This is a genomic window from Novosphingobium sp. PY1, from assembly GCF_017312445.1.
Classification (GTDB): Bacteria; Pseudomonadota; Alphaproteobacteria; order Sphingomonadales; family Sphingomonadaceae; genus Novosphingobium.
The window spans coordinates 227,291-244,010 of record NZ_BLTI01000007.1; the positions used below are offsets into that span (position 1 = coordinate 227,291).

The 16,720-nt window shown below is 62.3% G+C and carries 13 protein-coding genes; all 13 read right to left on the reverse strand.

The genetic code is table 11. The features are described from left to right. Positions 1-44: 44 nt before the first annotated feature. Entirely contained in the window at positions 45-905 is an 861-nt protein-coding gene (locus J3474_RS10900) for an alpha/beta hydrolase (RefSeq protein ID WP_376706526.1), read from the reverse strand. A gap of 2 nt (positions 906-907) precedes the next feature. Beyond that, positions 908-1,402 carry a hypothetical protein gene (locus J3474_RS10905; protein ID WP_207094195.1) on the reverse strand — a complete coding sequence of 165 codons (495 nt, stop codon included), beginning with the start codon at positions 1,400-1,402 and terminating at the stop codon, positions 908-910. After that, the gene (locus tag J3474_RS10910) at positions 1,390-2,370 is read right to left on the reverse strand and encodes an MBL fold metallo-hydrolase (RefSeq protein ID WP_242528346.1); all 981 of its coding nucleotides are present in this window, start codon (positions 2,368-2,370) and stop codon (positions 1,390-1,392) included. The genes J3474_RS10905 and J3474_RS10910 overlap by 13 nt, the downstream gene beginning before the upstream one ends. Positions 2,371-2,471: 101 nt before the next feature. After that, positions 2,472-4,820, reverse strand: a complete 2,349-nt coding sequence (locus J3474_RS10915; protein ID WP_207094197.1) for a TonB-dependent receptor — start codon at positions 4,818-4,820, stop codon at positions 2,472-2,474. Between the two features lie 48 nt (positions 4,821-4,868). Next, positions 4,869-5,702 carry a fumarylacetoacetate hydrolase family protein gene (locus tag J3474_RS10920; RefSeq protein WP_376706527.1) on the reverse strand — a complete coding sequence of 278 codons (834 nt, stop codon included), beginning with the start codon at positions 5,700-5,702 and terminating at the stop codon, positions 4,869-4,871. 91 nt (positions 5,703-5,793) lie between these two features. Beyond that, positions 5,794-6,684, reverse strand: a complete 891-nt coding sequence (locus J3474_RS10925; protein ID WP_207094198.1) for a VOC family protein — start codon at positions 6,682-6,684, stop codon at positions 5,794-5,796. Further along, positions 6,681-7,112, reverse strand: a complete 432-nt coding sequence (locus J3474_RS10930; protein ID WP_207094199.1) for a heme-binding protein — start codon at positions 7,110-7,112, stop codon at positions 6,681-6,683. Before J3474_RS10930 ends, J3474_RS10925 begins: the two co-directional genes overlap by 4 nt. After that, positions 7,109-8,632 carry a bifunctional 3-(3-hydroxy-phenyl)propionate/3-hydroxycinnamic acid hydroxylase gene (locus J3474_RS10935; protein WP_207094200.1) on the reverse strand — a complete coding sequence of 508 codons (1,524 nt, stop codon included), beginning with the start codon at positions 8,630-8,632 and terminating at the stop codon, positions 7,109-7,111. Before J3474_RS10935 ends, J3474_RS10930 begins: the two co-directional genes overlap by 4 nt. Before the next feature lie 4 nt (positions 8,633-8,636). Continuing rightward, the gene (locus J3474_RS10940) at positions 8,637-9,872 is read right to left on the reverse strand and encodes an amidohydrolase family protein (protein ID WP_207094201.1); all 1,236 of its coding nucleotides are present in this window, start codon (positions 9,870-9,872) and stop codon (positions 8,637-8,639) included. A gap of 95 nt (positions 9,873-9,967) precedes the next feature. Further along, complete coding sequence (locus J3474_RS10945; protein ID WP_207094202.1) at positions 9,968-10,903, reverse strand: LysR family transcriptional regulator; 936 nt, start codon at positions 10,901-10,903, stop codon at positions 9,968-9,970. A 47-nt stretch (positions 10,904-10,950) separates the two neighbouring features. Then, entirely contained in the window at positions 10,951-14,391 is a 3,441-nt protein-coding gene (locus J3474_RS10950) for a glycosyl hydrolase (RefSeq protein WP_207094203.1), read from the reverse strand. 88 nt (positions 14,392-14,479) lie between these two features. Beyond that, on the reverse strand, positions 14,480-15,769 hold the full coding sequence (gene rhaI / locus J3474_RS10955) for an L-rhamnose catabolism isomerase (protein WP_207094204.1): 1,290 nt from the start codon (positions 15,767-15,769) through the stop codon (positions 14,480-14,482). After that, the gene (locus J3474_RS10960; protein WP_207094286.1) at positions 15,766-16,704 is read right to left on the reverse strand and encodes an alpha/beta hydrolase fold domain-containing protein; all 939 of its coding nucleotides are present in this window, start codon (positions 16,702-16,704) and stop codon (positions 15,766-15,768) included. Before J3474_RS10960 ends, rhaI begins: the two co-directional genes overlap by 4 nt. Between the last annotated feature and the right edge of the window lie 16 nt (positions 16,705-16,720).

Sequence of the window (16,720 nt, forward strand, 5' to 3'; positions counted from 1 at the left end):
GACTGCGGCGGTCGAGGGCTGGAATTTTCGGCAAGGTCTGTTCCTCAGGCAATGTCAGCGAAAAATGCGAGCATTTCATCGGCCAGACGCCGGTCCGACGTCCCGATATGCATGGCCAGCGAGTAGTGATTATGGGCGCTTGCATAGTGGTTGCGCGGCAGCCTGCCGTGGCGCTCCAAACGTTCCTGCAAAAGCCCTGCCCATTCGGCCTGAAAACGTGGCGGGTCGAATTGCGCGCAGGCGATGAGCAGAGGCAGGTCCGTCGCGGCTAAAGCCTCCCGGGGCATACGCTGCGCATAAGCTGCCTCCGGCCCGTAATAGAGCTCATCACGCTCATCGAGCGAGGTGTAGCCATAGAGACCTGACAGGAGCACCGCACCGCGCACCAGCGACGCATGATTGCCGCGCAGCTTCACGAAGCCCGCCAGATGGACCGAGCCCGCAGATGTTCCGACAAGCAGAATTCGCTGTGAATCGCCGCCGAACCGGGTGGAATTGGCACGCAGCCAATCGACTGCTGCAGCCACATCCTCAGCCCCAGAAGGCCACATGTGCGCAGGCGCGAGGCGATAGTTCATCACCGCGCCGAGCATTCCGTTCATGGCAGCCCAGCGCCCGACATGCGCATTCGCCCAGCCGCTCTGCCCGCCCTTGTCGCCAAGGACGAAGCCCCCTCCATGGACAAATAGCACGACAGGCTTGAGCGGTGCCTCCGATATCGGGCCTTCGCGGTAGAGATCGAGGCGCTGACGCGGGTCGGGACCGTAGGCGCAATCGACAGCGACGGGCGCAAGCGCTTGTGCAATCTGTTCCTGCTCGGCACCGAACAGGCTTCGACATTGCGCGACCACCTGGGGCCCCAGGGCATGACCGAGTTGCGCGATGGCAGCTGAAATCGAACTCACGTTCAAACCCTTTCCCCAACCCGATACCGCTTCAGCAATGTGCGCAAGGCAATGGTCGTCCCGGCAACACCAAGAGCGCCACCGTAGGCCAGCTTGATGGGCAGGGCGACAAACCACTCGATTTCCTTCCACGGCCCCGCAAGGCATGCCGCGGCCAGCATCGCGGCACTGGTAATGCCAATTGCAAAGACAAGCGCCGCGGTGCGGCCGAGCCCGGTGGAGGTTGCCTGAAGCAGGCCTGACCTCTTCAATCGCGCCAATAGAAGCAGCGAAGGAACGATGGCGGACATCAGCGCGATCGCACTGGCCTGCGCGAAGAAATCGAGAGCAAAATTGTCCGGCCTGCCCATTTGCAGGGCGCTGCGCTCACTTCCGAAAACGAGCAAAAAGAATAGGCCGCTGAGCACGATATTGATCAGGGCGCTGATACGCTGCTCGCGCTTGATCTCGCGGTCCAATTCCAGCGAAGGTTCGTTTGAAGGTTTCAAGGCCTGCATCCGACGTCGAATGTCTGCAGGTCCAGTGCAAGGTCGACGGGACCACCATAGCCTACGGCTATCCCCTTGCGAATGCCCGACTCCGAAAGGGCAAGCGGTCCGGGTGGAATTGCGAAGTGCGTCAACACGACACGGCTCACTTTCGCGCTTCCTGCCATTGCACCGATGGCTTCGGGCTTGAGATGGTGGGTCGATAGATGCTCCTCCATGCCTTTGAGCATTTCAGGCGTGGCATCCTTTCGGCGCTCATGGATTTCCTGGAGCAGGCGATCGAGATCGATGACTTCGCTCACCAGCATGTCGGTGCGATCGGCCAGATTGGTCACGGCATCGCTGGGACCGGTATCGCCGGTGTAAGTGACGCTGCGCTGGCCAAGGACAAAACGAAAGCTCAGCGAAACATTATGGGGATCAGGCTTGCCACCATGATCGAAATGACTGTTCGCCGCGGCCCTGACCGAGGCTCCCGCTCCGAGATCGAGGCTCTGCCCATCTGCAATTTCAACAACGCGAACCGCATCGGCCGGTGAAGGCGGCAAAGTTCCGAGCCCGAAACCGATCTGTGCCGGCGTCGCCAGCGACGCAACGATCCCATCGACAATCGCGCGCGTACCCACCGGACCATAGACCGTCAGGACACCCGGATACTGGTTCATCCAGCGCAAGCCGATGACTGCCCCCAAGCCGCCGACATGGTCCCAGTGCGGATGGGAGATGAAGACGGCATCGATCGCGCCCAGCCCCACGCCGATGCGAGCCAGTTGGTCGACGGTACCATCGCCCGCATCGACGAGAATGCGCTGCCTGCCGATGGTCAGCAGGTTGGCCGGCTCCGAGCGTTCCGCCGTCGGCACCGGACCACCCGCTGTCCCCAGAGTCGTCCAGCGCAAGGCAGGGCATGCGCCTTGGGCCTGGGCCACGCTAGAACCGGCCATCAGCGCGACCGCTGCCATTGAAATCCAAGCCATTCGGCTCTGTGCCTGCATCTTGATGCTCCCGCTTGTTTGGGGCCGCAATCGGCCGGACCTCAAGAGGGGCCGGACCGCTGGAGCGATCCCGGCCCCAACCTTCAGAACTTCATCTGTGCCGAGACGCCGAGTGTACGACGTCCTTCGCGGGTCATCCAGTTTACGTAGGCCCCCGCATCGGCGAACGGAAGGGCAATGATGGCCGAGTGGAAGCGCTGGTCGAGCAGATTGCGCGCGAAGACGCCGACCCGCCAATTGCCGTCCGGATGGCCGATCCCCGCGTTAAGGCCGATGGTGCCATAGCCGTTCTGGTAAGCGAACTTCTCGACCACGGCATATTGCACGCGGCTGCGGTAATAGAAGTTCGCAGACCAGTCGAACTGGAGCGTGTCACTGATGGGCAGGCGCACGTCAGCCCCGAAAGTGGCGCTGTACTTGGGCGCACCCGAGAGCGGCTCGCCCTTTGCCTGGACAAGGCTGGTCACCCCATCGTCGGCGAGATAGCAGCTATAGCCGGCCTTCACGACGTTCGGGCACGCGGTCACGTAGTCGGTGAACTTGGTGTCCGAATAAGTGAAGCCGCCATTGAAGGAGAGTTCCGGGGCGACGCGCCAGGATGCATCGACCTCGAAGCCCTTGGCAGTGAAACCACCCGCGTTCTCGGTAATGAATTCTACGCCATTGAAGACCGAAGTCTGCAGGTTCCTGTACTTGTCGAAAAACAGGTTGGCGTTGAAGGTCACCGCGCGATCGAACAGCTGCGACTTCAGGCCAATCGTGATATCGCGAACCGTCTGCGGCTTGACGCTTGTCCTGGTTCCGGTGAGCCCCGAGAAGGTCACCGTCGGCCCCAGGTATCCCCGGGCAATCGTACCGAACAGCATGACGTCCGGATTGATCTTGAACTCTCCACCGAAGCGACCGGACCAGTCACCCTTCCTGGTACTGCCGCGCAGTTCATCTGTTGCGGCGTAAGGCGTAACGAAACCTGGAACGGCATAGTCGAAGTCCACCGAGAAGGGCGGATAGTTTGGATCGATGATCGAGAAGTACGAAGCCTTGACCCAGTCGTACTGGTAACGAAGTCCGCCGATCACCGCGAACCGGTCGCTTACGTGATATTTGCCGTCGAAAAATGCGGCCAGCGAGTCAGACCGGGTCTGCGTATTGCCCTGACCGCTCGAAATGTCGACGATCGGGGTCGCAGCCAGGCCATCGAGATCGATCGGCGTAAACGGGTAGGCAGGCCGCAGCTGTGCCCGGTTGAAGTCGTTGTCGTCACCCACCTTGCGCCGCGAGGCATAAACGCCCCCGGTGAATTCCAGCGCGCTGCCGGCCGGCGAACTGATGCGCAACTCCTGCGAGAGGAACGTCTGGTCTACGCCGGTCGGCTGCGCCGTGAAGATGGGCATGCTGGTCGCGTCGATGGCGAATTGCTGCGGCCCCTCGTCGAGACGACGCCATGCCGTCACGGAAGTCAGGCTGTAATCGCCGAGCCCCAGATTGATCTCGAGCGAAGCGCCGTAGTTCTGCTCGGAGCTATACCCGCCGTAGTCCTCTACCGACTTGCTGTTGTCGTAGCCGGGGGTTACGCCGAGCGCGGAAAGGCTGGCGAAGCGCGCGGCCATGAGCGGATTGAACGCGACATCATCCGGCAGGCGATTGAGGGTCCAGAGCTGGCCGGGCCCGGTGCGCTTGATCTTCGAATAATCGCCGATGAGGTAGATCGAAAAGTCGTCGCTGCCTTCGAGCAGAAACTTGGCCCGCGCACCGTAGCTTTCCTCGCCGCCCCACTTCTTGTCGAGGTAGACGTTCTTGATGAAGCCATCGTTTGAGCGGTAGAAGCCAAAGACCGCCAGTGCGGAATTCTGCGAGACCGGCAGATTGACGCTGCCATTCACGTTCCATTCGTTGAGCTCGCCGTAGCTGACGAAGGCCTTGCCCGAAAATGCCGTGGGATCGGGCCGCTTGGTGGTGATATTGATCACGCCCGACGATGCATTCTTGCCGAACTGCGTGCCTTGTGGCCCCTTGAGGACCTCAACGCGCTCAAGGTCGCCCAGCGAGTTGATCGGGTTTCCGAAAGGAATGACGACGTTATCGACGACGGTACCCACGTTCTGCTCCGAAGAGCTGGAGAAGCCCCCGGCGCTGCCTACGCCGCGCAGGCGGAACCCGGAATCATTGGGCGAAGTGCCGAACTGCACGCCGGAGAACTGGTACTGGATATCGGTGAGTTTCTGGAAACCGCTTTCCGCGAGTTGGTCGCCGGTAACGGCCGAAACAGCGATCGGCACATCCTGCAGGCGCTCGGCGCGGCGTGACGCGGTCACGATGATGTCCCCGCCGGTCACACCCATATCGTCTGCCTGTGCCTCCTGGGCCATTGCCGGCACGCTCAGAACGCTCATGGCAATGCCCGAGAGGAGCATAACTTTCCTGTAGTCCATAAATGGAACTCCCTATAACTTATTGTTATTATCTGAGAATATAGTGATTCAGGCTTCGTCGACGACCGGATTGGTGAGGGTACCGATCACACCGATGGAGACCTCGACGGTGTCCCCGCCTTTCATGTAGAGCGGCGGCTTGCGCTTATCGCCGACACCGCCCGGGGTGCCGCTGGCGATAACATCGCCGGGCTGCAGCTCGGTAAAGGTCGAGCAGTACTCGATGACCGTGGCGATATCCCAGATCATGTCGGAAATCGGCTGGTCCTGAACCAGTTCGCCATTGAGCCGGGTCTGGACGCGCTGCGCGCCAAGGTCTTCGATCTGCGCAGCCGGAACCATCGCAGGGCCGAAGGCGCCGGTCGCGGGCCAGTTCTTGCCGGGCGTGAACTGAATGTTGTGTCGCTGCCAGTCGCGCACCGAGGCATCGTTGAAAATCGAATAACCGGCAACATGGCTCAGTGCATCCTCGCGCGCAATGCGGCGCCCGCCCTTGCCGATGATCACGGCCAGTTCCCCCTCATAATCGAAGCGTTCGCTTTCGGGAGGACGCACCAAGGGCGCGTTTGCGGCAACCAGGGTATCGGCCCAGCGCGTGAAGATCGCCGGGTGTTCCTTCTGCTCGCGGCCGGTTTCGGCCACATGCGTCGCATAGTTCAATCCGACGCACAGGATCTTGCCCGGGTTGGGAATGACGGGCAGGAGCTTGACGGCGGTGTAATCGAATTCGCCGGAAACGCCCAGTTCGGCAAGATCGCCGTCAATCCAATCCTTGATCCATGCCGCCGTGCCCGGTGCACCGAGGTCGAGAACCCTGTCGCCTTGAAGGCGGCCAAAACTGGTCGTACCGTCGGGCCGTTCAAAACTGATATACGTGATCATTCGTTGTTCTCCCCTGCCGATGAGGTCCGCGGCGCCTGCGTTCCTGCTGGAAAGGGCCAGGCAGGTCGCGCCGAAAACCAGAGTGCGGCGGTTAATTTCCAAGCGGAGCGGCATCCCAGTCGCGGCGGAAGCGGAACCGCTCCTCGGCTGCGCGAAGACCGCCGAAGTCCTTGTCCGAGATGCCCCACTGGTCGATGCGGTTGGGCGGCCAGGTCCAGTCCTCGGGCGTGCCGGTCTTGTAATCATCGGGCACTTTTTCGACGGCGGTCGAAAACTCGATCACCGGACCGAAAGGCGCGATGTAATAGGCATAGACGTTCGCACCCGGTCCATGACGACCCGGGCCCCACGCCGGAGCGAGCTTGCTGTCGCGCAGTCGCCCGATGCCGCGCATGACCGCATCGATGTCAGCCATCTCGAAAGCGATGTGATTGAGCGAGCTGAAGCCTGCCCGGGCAAAGGCCGTCGAATGGTGGCTGTCGTTGCAACGCACGAAGACCATGCCCTTGGTCCGGTCCGATACGCGAAAGCCCAGCACATCCTCGACCGCGTGGCCAGTCGCTTCGGCATCGGCCGAATTGAAGACGACATGGGTGAGTTTGACGGGAAGGTCCCCACCGTCGATCGGCTCCACTTCGGCGGAATCGACCAGGAAACGCAGGATCTCGCCTTCCGGCAATTCGACGAGAAGGCCCTCGCCTTCGCCCGGGTCCTCGCTTCGGCTGGGCCGAGCCGGCCATCCGGTCTCGGCCACGCGTTTCTTGAGATCGCCGAGTTCATCGCCCGAGCACACGAAAGTGGTCGAGCGCACGAATTCTTCTTCCGACTTTTCAAAGGCAACGAGATAGGGAAACGAACCTGACCCACGCAGGTAATGCGTATCGCCGCGCACCTCTGCCGGGGCCATCCCCCAGATGTCGATCATGAATGCGGCGGCGCCGGACGGATCGGGCAGCGCCAGTTCGATGCTACGCAGTTTCACGAGATCGTCTCCCTGGAAAGTCCTGCTGCGGCTATGCCGGCATGGGCGCATTCGGCGTCGCATTCGCCGGTATCTCCGCTGATTCCGACTGCGCCGATCGCCATGCCAAGCGCATTGCGGATAACGACGCCGCCGGGCGAAAAGGCGATCTGCCCGCCGACAACATCGCTCACGCTGTGGAAGAACACCGGGTTGCTCCTGGCGCGTTCTGCAAGCACCGAGGTGTCGGCGTCCATGCCGATGGCACCGCTCGCCTTGGCCCGTGCGATGTCGAAGCGAAACAGACTGGCCTTGTCTTCGCGAGCGAAAGCGACCGGATGCGCGCCTGCATCGAGGACGATAACCGCCAGCGGCTTCGCTTTGCGTCGCCGAGCCTCGGCGAGTGCACCGGCCACGATGGCCTGTGCCAGTTCAAGCGTCAGGGTCATGCGGTCAATTCCTGTTCTGCAAATAGCATCTGCCGCCGGGCAGCAAGCAAGGCTGCGAAGTCCCCAATGGCTGTGCCGAACACATAGTGATCGGGTCTCACGAGGACGGCATCGACCCCTCGCGCATCAAGCCAGGACAGAATGGCCCCATTGTCGGGAAGATCGGCGGCGGCGAACACCGCAAGGCCCGGCTCTTCAACGGCGAAAGGAACGCCGCGCACGAACAGGCGCCAACCCTGACCGGTAAATTCGTCCAACTTGCCGCCGTCCTCCAGGATCGGTTGCACGAAGCGTTCGCCCGCACCGGTCGTGCCCGTCAAGACAGCCCCGCGCTCAATCGCCGGGATCAGGTCGTGAGCGGTCTCTCCCTTGCGCTGCCTCGCCTTCTCGCGGATTTCGGCATCGCGTGCGGCCGCCCTTTCGCGGTCGAGCTCGCAGATGTAGCGCCCGGCATCGACTGCCGCGCCGATCACGGCGCGCACATGGGGGTCGCGCTCTTGCTGATAGGTATCGAGAAGGGCCGGATCGGCGCCGCGACTGACAATCGCATCCATTTTCCAGGCCAAGTTGGCGACATCGCGCAGCCCATGGCACATGCCTTGACCGAAGAACGGCGGCGTCTGGTGGGCCGCATCACCGGCAAGGAAGACGGCCCCCATTTTCCACTGCTCGGCCACGAGGCCGTGGAAACGATAAGTCGCCGCACGCACGATGCGGTGAGGGACATCTGCCATCCACGCACCGACAAGCTCGCCGACTTTCTCCGGCTGCATCATCGCCGCATCGTCTTCGCCCGGCAGCAGCATGAATTCCCATCGGCGATGATTGCGCCTTCCGGGAACGACCGTCGCCGGACGGTCGGGATCGCACATCATCACCGAAAGACGTTGCAGATCCGCATCGGCAGGAACGCCCGTGATTTCGGGGAACGTGACCGGGCCCTCGACTTCGGCGTCCACGACAAGCCAGGGTTCCTCGAACTTGAGGTCGTCAAGTCTAACGCCGAGCGCCTTGCGCACTGCGCTGCGCGAACCGTCGGTGCCGATTACCCAGCGCGACGTCACTTCCTCGATCTTGCCATGCAGTTCATAGAAAACGGTGACAGCGTCGCCGTTCTGGACCAGGTCGATGAAGGTAGCGCCCAGCTTCATCTCCACATTTTTCAGGGCTGCAAAGCCCTCCCGCAAATGCGCTTCAAGCTCGGGCTGGTAGAAGAAGTAATCGTTGGCCCATCCGAACGGGCGCGGCTTGCCGACCGTGCCCATGTAGCGGATCACGCCATGGTCGGCACCGACATGCAGGTGACCGTCAGTCGCCACCATGTCATTTTCGACACGGTCGATAACACCTGCAGACTGGAAGAGGCGCATCATCTCGTGGTCGAGATGGACTGCGCGCGGCAGCGGATAGTGCTCCAGCTCCTTCTCGAGCACGAGGACAGACAATCCCGCGCGGCCGAGAAGGTTCGCTGCCAGTGCGCCCACCGGGCCGCACCCCACGATAACGACATCAATGGTCATGGGTTCAGCCCACTGCTTCCAGGTTGGCAGGTGCCTTGTAGAGGACACCGCCCTTCATGATCATCGCAAGGCGATCCTTGTCCTGAAGGATCGCGACATCCTGCGTCGGATCGCCATCCACAAGCAGGAGGTCGGCAAGATACCCTTCGCGGACGAGGCCAACATCGAGGCCCATGAGCTCGCCGCCGTATTGCGTTGCAGAACGCAGGGCTTCCGCCGGCGTGAAACCGAAATACTTGACGAAATGTTCGAGGTCACGGGCATTGCGGCCGTTGGGATTGAAGGGAAAGCCGTAATCGCCGCCGATCAGTACCCGTACGCCGCGCCTCTTCAGCTCGGGAACGAGCTTGCCTTCAAGCTCCATGCGCTGGGCTGCGCTGGCCTTCATGTGGGACATATCGACGTGTGGAGGCGGGCTGGCTTCCAGCGCCGCGACAGAGACGCCCGCACCCGGTGCATAGAAAAACCTGTCCTTCTCGGCCACCATGCGCTCGATGGTCGCCTCGTCGGCAAAGGAACAGTGATAGAGAATGCGCGCGCCGGCATCGAGCGCAAGTCCGATCGCTTCGGGCGAGTACGTGTGGCAAGCTATCCACAAGCCGGCCTCACGGGTCGCCTCGCCGGCGGCCATCATCTCCTCACGCGTATAGAGGACATCCATGGCCGATCCGGGCTTGAGAGCATCCTCGCCCGAGACCACGAGCTTGATCGACCTGACGCCTTCGTCCTTGCAGTAGGCGACGAAGCCTTTCATCGCATCTGGCCCACGGCCGTTGAAGACATCCCCGGTCTCGACGCCTTCAGCGCCCTCAGGGCTGCGCTCGAGCGTAGAGGGCACAAGGCGCGGCCCCGGCGTATCGCCTGCGGCGATGGCGGCGGCCAGCTCGGGTTCGACCTTGTCGCTCAGAGCGCCCGCCGAATAGAGGCTGGTGAAGCCATGATCGAGCAGCACGCGGGCGTTGCGCCATGCCGCGACCTTGAGTTCCTCAGCGGGCAGGATGAACTGGTGATAGATCTTCTCGACCGAGGAAGCCCAGGTCAGGTGCGTATGCGCATCGACCATGCCCGGCATGAGCGTTTTGCCCAAGCCATCGATCACGACTTCAGCTGCCTCGCCGGACAGGGCATCCCCGCCCATCGCCACGCGCACGATACGCTTGCCTTCGACAAGGACGCTGCCGAGCTGCGAGGCAGTGCCCGTGCCATCGAAAATGGAAACTTGGCGGATCAGGGTCCGCATCGCGCTCTCCCTCGGTTCTCTTCGGTTGAACGCGTTTTACCCAAGCCGGTGACCTAAAGTAAAATAATGATATTTCTAATTGCCATAGTCACAGACTATATTTCTGCGGCAAGAGCCTGAACCATCGCTTCGGCAAGAGGAGACAGCTTTCTCCCGGAAATGCGCAAGACACCGACGCTGCGCTCGAACACCGCTTCCTTGATCGCAACGGCTCGAAGCGAGCCACGTGAAATTCCATCGAGAGCCACGGTGCGTGGGAGGACCGTTACTCGGTCTGTCTCCCGCACGATGGCGCGCGTGGTGAGGAGCGAATCGCAGCGAATGACCGTCCCGGGAACCGCTACACCCGCGGAAATGAAAAGCGCATCGACCTGGCGGCGAAAGGCACCTCTCGCCTCGGGCAGCACCCAGCGGCAGTGCTCGACGTCGCGCAGGGAAATTGCGTCGGGCATTTCCGCGTGCTGGGCCCCCACGATCAATGCGAAAGGATCGCGCGTGCACGTCGTTTCCAGAATATCGGGAGGAAGCCGCTCGATTTGGGTGGTGACGAAGGCCAGCTCGATCTCGCCCAATCGTAACATCTCGAAGAGCTGCGCATCGGGCCGTTCGACGACGCTCAGGGCAAACTCACCGACAACCTCTTCCACCCGCTTGATCGCGCCGGGCAACAATGTGAGCAGGGCACCAGGCGTGCCGCCGATCTGCAAAGGCCCGGCGATGCGCTGGCTGGCGTGCTGAACTTCGCTCGCGGTGTCCCTGAGCAGGATGGCCAGAGAATCGGCACGCCGACGCAGGGCAATGCCTTCCTCGGTCAATGTAATACCGCCGCGACCGCGCTCGAACAGGACTGTGCCAAGCCTGCTTTCGAGCAAGGCTATCGTGTTGGACACCGAAGGCTGCGAAATATTGAGCAGCCGCGCAGCACCGCTGATCGAACCGGCCTCGCACACCGCCCTGAATGTGAGCATGGCGCGTGGATCGATCTGGTGCTGACTTGAGCGCGGCGCGGGATCGGGGCTTGGCGTAACCATCCTTCGAGCTTTGATCCGCGCGCCCCGCCTTGGCAAGGCGTCGCTCGTCAATGCCCGCCCGTGGTTTCCTCGATCAGGCGTACGGGACCGATCAGGCCGGACGGGCGCAAAGGGGCATCCGCGCGATACGTCGGCATTGCGGTCCAGGTGATCTTCTGCGCGCCTTCCTGCTGGTCGCCGATCAGGCGATTGACCCAGGTATTGGCAACGCGGATTTCCAGGGTGTTCTGCCCCTTGCGAACGGCCTTGCCGATATCGAGGCGATAGGGCGCATGCCATGCCGTTCCGACGTCCACGCCGTTTACGGAGACCTGTGCAAGATCACCGACCCTTCCAAGGTCGAGCCACAGGGATCTGCCCTCTCCGTACTTTCCTGTTACCCTGAAATTACGGGAGTAAGTCGCTATTCCCGAAAAGTATTTCACGCCGGGATCGGCGCTCTTGTCGAGCGGTTCGAGTCGGGCAAGCTCGATGCTTGCCGGTGCTCCGCGGCCGGCCTGAAACGCGACTTGCCATGCACCGTCCAGCGTCGCAACAGCCCGTTCGCCCTGCCGGGCAAGCGTCACGCGATCCCTTGCAGCCGCCTTGCGGAAGACGACAAAGACCGCCTCGTCACCGTCCAAATGCAATGGCACTACGGTTTCGCCGCCGCTGATGCGGTAGCTGATCGGTTCGCTCTTGCCCGTCTCGGGATGCCAGAGTTCAGGCTGCTTGCCGGTGACACGGAAGTGCGCCTCGATGGACTGAGCCGCTTCCTGCTGATTGACGAGGTAGTAGATCTCTCCCTTCCCGTCACGGCGATGGACGAAGGGGATCTTCACCCCGGCGTCGGCACCGGTGAAAGTGAAATCGGGCGCAACGTCCATCGCCTGCAGCGCGCTTTCGATATCTTGCGAGGCTATCACGCGGCCTTTGCCGACGCGGGCATCGCCGCTTCCCGGCCAGAGCCTGGCGACCAGCGATGACCATTCGGTCAGATCGCCTTCCTGTGCGCTCGTGTTGCTCGGCGTCGCGATGGGCGCCTTGCCGACCACAGTCGCGCCGCCATCCACGAGTGCGGCCAGCTTTCGGAGCGCCGCCAAGGTCATGTGACTGGACGAGCCACCGAGATAGATGGTCTTGTAGCGAGCCCCGCTCGGCGCGACCAAATCTTCGCCATCGTTGGCAAGAAGTTCGGTCAAGGCATTGAAGTTAATATAATCGTAGGCATAGCGCACCGGAGCGTCAGCCACCGGTTCATCGCCATAGAGACCCGTGAGTGGAGCTTCCTCGCCATAGAAATAGGCGACATCGGCCACATTGCGACCCGTCTGCAGAAGCAGTGAACTGCGCGCAATATAGTCGACCCACGGCCGCGCCATTTCCGCCCAGCTCTCCTGCCTGTTGAAGTACTGGCCGAAGATGGCCAGCGAGAGCCCGGGCTTCTTGTCATCCACCGGCACATGGACTGACGTATGGATGACCGGTCGGTTCACCCCGGTCACGAATTCCAGATCGATGAAACGCTTCAGATCCTTTGGCGCAAAGGCCCAGGGCGCCATCGATGCGGTCATGGATTCCGCAGCGACGAGGTTCTGTCCATAGAGGTGGGCAACCGAAGCGGCCCCCTTCATGTCGGCAATCAGTGTCTGCCGGGGGCCTTCGTCGCGATTGAAGGTCCACAAGGCGGCCATGGGAATGTCGGCATGGCTGCGCATGGCCATGTCATCGCCAAGCATGGGACGGTGATCTTCCAGGGCCTCGCCATAGACCTTGAGATCATTTTCATGCGCTACATCGGCCACGGTCCCGTAGTGCTCGCTGGCAAGCAGATCCGCGAGGGTCCGGCGATAATCGTAGAGGAACCGGTCGGACTGCTCGCGCGTCCCGACGAGGGTGCCGGTAAGGGCCGGAAGCCAGGGCCGCGCATCGTAACCGCGCAGTCGCTGGAACTGCTCGAGCATTCTGGGCGTCCAGTTAGCCTCACCGACCTCGATCGAATCTGTGAGTAGAGCCCTGACCCCGCGCTTGCCGACCATATCGGGCCCGGCGGCATCCTTGTACATGCCGATGTAGTGCTCAAGATATTCGCGCACGGCTTCGCCATCGAACTTGTCGACTTCCAGTCCGGTCGCCTCGGGCGGAGCAGGATGGTTCGTGGTACCGAGCAGCGAATAGCCAAGCCGCAGGACACGCCAGTGCTGACCCGCCGGGAGCTTCGGCGCGGCCCAGTCGAGCGTACCGTCGGCCTTGAGCTTGTCGGTCAGGTCGATGACGTTGTCCGGATCGACGCCGGTTACATTGTCGTGCGGTCCAACAAGCGCATAGTAGTCGCGGCTCATCACGAAGCCGGCCTTGGTTTCATACCGGTCGACAAGCGCATCGCTGTGAAGTTCGAACTGGCCGACCACGATCGGTTGACCGGCCCTTTTGCTCGCAATGGCACCGAAGAGATCGTTTCCAGCGACTCCCGGCGCCGGTGAGCCTAACGCCGCGTCTGGCTGGCCTGGATTGAGAACAAGCCTGAAATGTGCCGCCTCGACGGGGGCGAAGCTTATCGTCGTCGGCACATTGCTCAGTTCGAGTGCCTTTATGGGCGTCCAGGTCTTGCCATCCTGACTCGACTCCAGAGTTCCGGCAAAGGCCGCGCCGGCAAAGGGAATCCTGACATTGGGAACGAAGACCGTCGCCGAACGAACCGTGACCGGGCGCTGATAATCGAGCCTGAGCAACGGGGCATGGCCGTCCACGCGCGCCAGGGTCACGCCCCCGGCGATGTCCGCGTCGACGAGCGCCTTGCCAGCAAGGACATTGCCTGCGCCGTCAAGCGCGCGTGGAACCGGCAGGGAAGCGATATCGGGAACCGGAAAAGCCAGCACCCCAACCTCGCCCGCGTATGAGACGCCGCCTGTCTCTGCGGGCACCCCGGACATGATCTCTTCGATGGTCACTGGCGGATGAAGGGTCTGGAAAGGGCCCGTGGTTCCCGGTGGCGATGCGAGCCTGCCGACGAAGCGCTGGTCACCTGCGAGGGTCGTTTCGCTCCAGACCAGCTTCTTCAGACCATCCTGCGGCTTGACCCAGGGCCCCCCGGTCTCCGACCAGCCCGGTGAAGCCGCGATCGCCAGTTCCAGATCGAGGCGATCGGCTTCGTGTGCGGCGAACCGAAAGGCGTCCTTCCATTCCGGCGTCATGTACACGAGGCGATGATCGACGATCTGCGGCGTCTGAAGGTTCGCATCGAAGTTCTGCAGACCACCGATACCGACGCGCTTCATCCATTCCAGATCCTTGCGGATCCCGTCCTTGGTGATGTTGCCGTTCATCCAGTGCCACCAGACGCGAGGTCGAGCGGAACTGGGCGGGTCCTTGAACGCCTGTTCCAGGGAGGGCTCCGGCCGTGTTGAAGGCGCAACCTCGGCGGCATCGTCTCTGCTCTCGGCATGAACGGGCAAGGTGCTCAGCGCAGTAGCGAGGCACAGAACGATACGAAGCGAAAGGCGCGGCATGAGGTCTCCCGGAAATCGGTTCTGGTATTGAGCTTGGAAACAGGGGCGCGACCTGCACAGGGCGCAGCGGCGACAGGACTGCTTGGGTTCAGACGATCCCTGCGCCCAGACCGACGGCCTTGCGCTCCTGCGCCTTGCGATCGCGCCAGCGGCTTTCACGATAAGTGCCCAGCATGTCGATCGCGCCACCATTCTCCAGCCTCGCCCTGGCCAGGATCGGCGAAACATCCACGTTATAGGCCCGGCGTAACGCCTGGAAGGCCATCATCGTGTCATTCGCTTCCTGGGCCATGTGCAGAGCCTCGCGATCGACGAGCAGTGCCTTGGCAAAGCAGGCAGCGATCGCCTCTGCGGATGAAAGCATGGATTCGATCGGATCGGTCACGTTGTGCGACTGGTCGATCATGTAGCTGGGATTAAAGCCCTCTCGCGGGTTCAGTTCGGCTTCGACCAACTCGTTGAAGACGAGGAACAGCTGGTGCGGATTGATCGAACCGGAATCCAGATCGTCGTCCCCATACTTGCTGTCGTTGAAATGGAAACCACCCAGCTTTCCGAAGCGGTGCAGGCGGGCAACGATCTGCTCGATGTTCACGTTGGGCGCATGGTGGCCCAAGTCGACAAGGCACTTGGCCTTGGGGCCCAGTTCCTGCGCAGCAAGCATCGAGGAGCCCCAGTCGCTGATCACGGTGGAATAGAATGCCGGCTCGAACATCTTGTGCTCAAGCAGCATCCGCCAGTCATCGGGCAGTGCGGCATAGACCTGCGCTGCCGCGTCGAGGTAGCGGTCGAGACTGCGCGCCAGATCCTGTTGTCCCGGGAAATTGGTGCCGTCGCTGACCCAGACGGTAAGATCGGTAGAGCCGAGCTGGCGGCCGATCTCGATGCATTCGATGTTATGCTCGACAGCCTGCTGGCGCGTTGCGGCGACCGTCGAGGAGAGCGAGCCGGTTGCGTAACTCTGCGCCTGGCCGGGCTGGTCCTGGAAGGTATTCGAATTCACCGCATCGAAACCAAGGCCAAGGCTCGCAGCCTCTTCGCGCAGCGCGCCGTAGTCGGACACCTTGTCCCAGGGAAAATGGGGAGAAACCCGCGGGGTCAGGCGTGAAAGCTGGTTGATGACTGCGCAATCCTCGAGCTTCTCGTGGATATTGGTCGGCTCACCGGCAATCGGGAACTTGGCGAAGCGCGTGCCGCCACGTCCCGCCCCCCAGGTCGGCACCGCAACGGAAAAGTCGGCAATCCGCTCCTTGATCGCATCGATGGCGATGCCGGCCCGCTCAAGCTTGCGTCCGAGGCTTGCGTAATCGTCCTCCAGCGCTTCAAGGTCGCGCGCATTTGTCTCGGCGATCAGTTCGGCGGAAAGGGGCATGTTCATGGTTGTGCCTTCACTTCTAAAAGTCCCTGCATGTCCATCCATGCGAGGAACTCATCCATCATCAGTGTAGTGGTGGTACCGGGCGCCCCAAGACCGAAGCCGTGGCCACCGGACTGGTAGGCGTGCAGTTCCACCGGACGCTTGGCCGCGTGCCAGGCGGAAACGATCGAGAAATCGCCATTGCCGAATAGAGGATCGTCCATCGCCAGCGCCGCGAACATCGGCGGCGCGTCTGCCGGAACGTCGACCTTGCCCATCGGCCCGTAAATGTAGCCGATGAAATCTGGCGCCTGCGTTCCCGGATCGGCGTCGGAAGCGGCCTTCAACACCGACCGCAGGGTTGTCATGGCCCCGGCGGAAAAACCGATCATGCCAACCCGCGAGGGATCGACGTGCCATTGCGCTGCATGGCCGCGCACCAGAGCGAGAGCTGCAAGCGCGTCATCGGTCGCCGGCGGATTGCTGATGTCGGGCGCATTGCCGGCGCCACTGGCTGCCTCGCTCATCAGCCTGCCCATTTCGGCCATGAAATCCGCGTCCACTTTCGGCGTGGTCTTGAGGCGGTACTTCAGGACGAAGGCGGAAACGCCCTTGTCGGCAAGGGCACGGGCAACACGCCAGCCCTCGTTCTGCATCGCGAGCATCATGAAGCCGCCACCGGGCGCGACGATCACCGCCGTGCCGTTGGCCTTGCCCGGGGCGGGTAGGACCGGCGTCAGCGTCGGGTATGTGATGTTGCGCAGAACGGTCTCACGGCCCATGAACCGCGTCGCGATCTCATCGGAGGGAGCACCCGGCGTCGCATTCCCGTAAAGCGGGATGGCGGCGGCTCCTTCTGGGGCCTGCGCCGGTCCCTCGACCTGGGCGGCAGGCAGGGAACCTTGCGCCGAAGCCGGGGTGACCAGGCAAGCGGCCGCCAGCAGCGCGGCCTTCATCAGATACCGTCCGGAC

What these genes read in the sequence shown, in the direction of transcription:
- J3474_RS10905 (WP_207094195.1), bottom strand. Translation starts at nt 1,402, where the DNA reads ATGCAGGCCTTGAAACCTTCAAACGAACCTTCGCTGGAATTGGACCGC.
- J3474_RS10910 (WP_242528346.1), bottom strand. Translation starts at nt 2,370, where the DNA reads ATGGCTTGGATTTCAATGGCAGCGGTCGCGCTGATGGCCGGTTCTAGC.
- J3474_RS10915 (WP_207094197.1), bottom strand. Translation starts at nt 4,820, where the DNA reads ATGGACTACAGGAAAGTTATGCTCCTCTCGGGCATTGCCATGAGCGTT.
- J3474_RS10920 (WP_376706527.1), bottom strand. Translation starts at nt 5,702, where the DNA reads ATGATCACGTATATCAGTTTTGAACGGCCCGACGGTACGACCAGTTTT.
- J3474_RS10930 (WP_207094199.1), bottom strand. Translation starts at nt 7,112, where the DNA reads ATGACCCTGACGCTTGAACTGGCACAGGCCATCGTGGCCGGTGCACTC.
- J3474_RS10935 (WP_207094200.1), bottom strand. Translation starts at nt 8,632, where the DNA reads ATGACCATTGATGTCGTTATCGTGGGGTGCGGCCCGGTGGGCGCACTG.
- J3474_RS10940 (WP_207094201.1), bottom strand. Translation starts at nt 9,872, where the DNA reads ATGCGGACCCTGATCCGCCAAGTTTCCATTTTCGATGGCACGGGCACT.
- J3474_RS10945 (WP_207094202.1), bottom strand. Translation starts at nt 10,903, where the DNA reads ATGGTTACGCCAAGCCCCGATCCCGCGCCGCGCTCAAGTCAGCACCAG.
- J3474_RS10950 (WP_207094203.1), bottom strand. Translation starts at nt 14,391, where the DNA reads ATGCCGCGCCTTTCGCTTCGTATCGTTCTGTGCCTCGCTACTGCGCTG.
- rhaI (WP_207094204.1), bottom strand. Translation starts at nt 15,769, where the DNA reads ATGAACATGCCCCTTTCCGCCGAACTGATCGCCGAGACAAATGCGCGC.
- J3474_RS10960 (WP_207094286.1), bottom strand. Translation starts at nt 16,704, where the DNA reads ATGAAGGCCGCGCTGCTGGCGGCCGCTTGCCTGGTCACCCCGGCTTCG.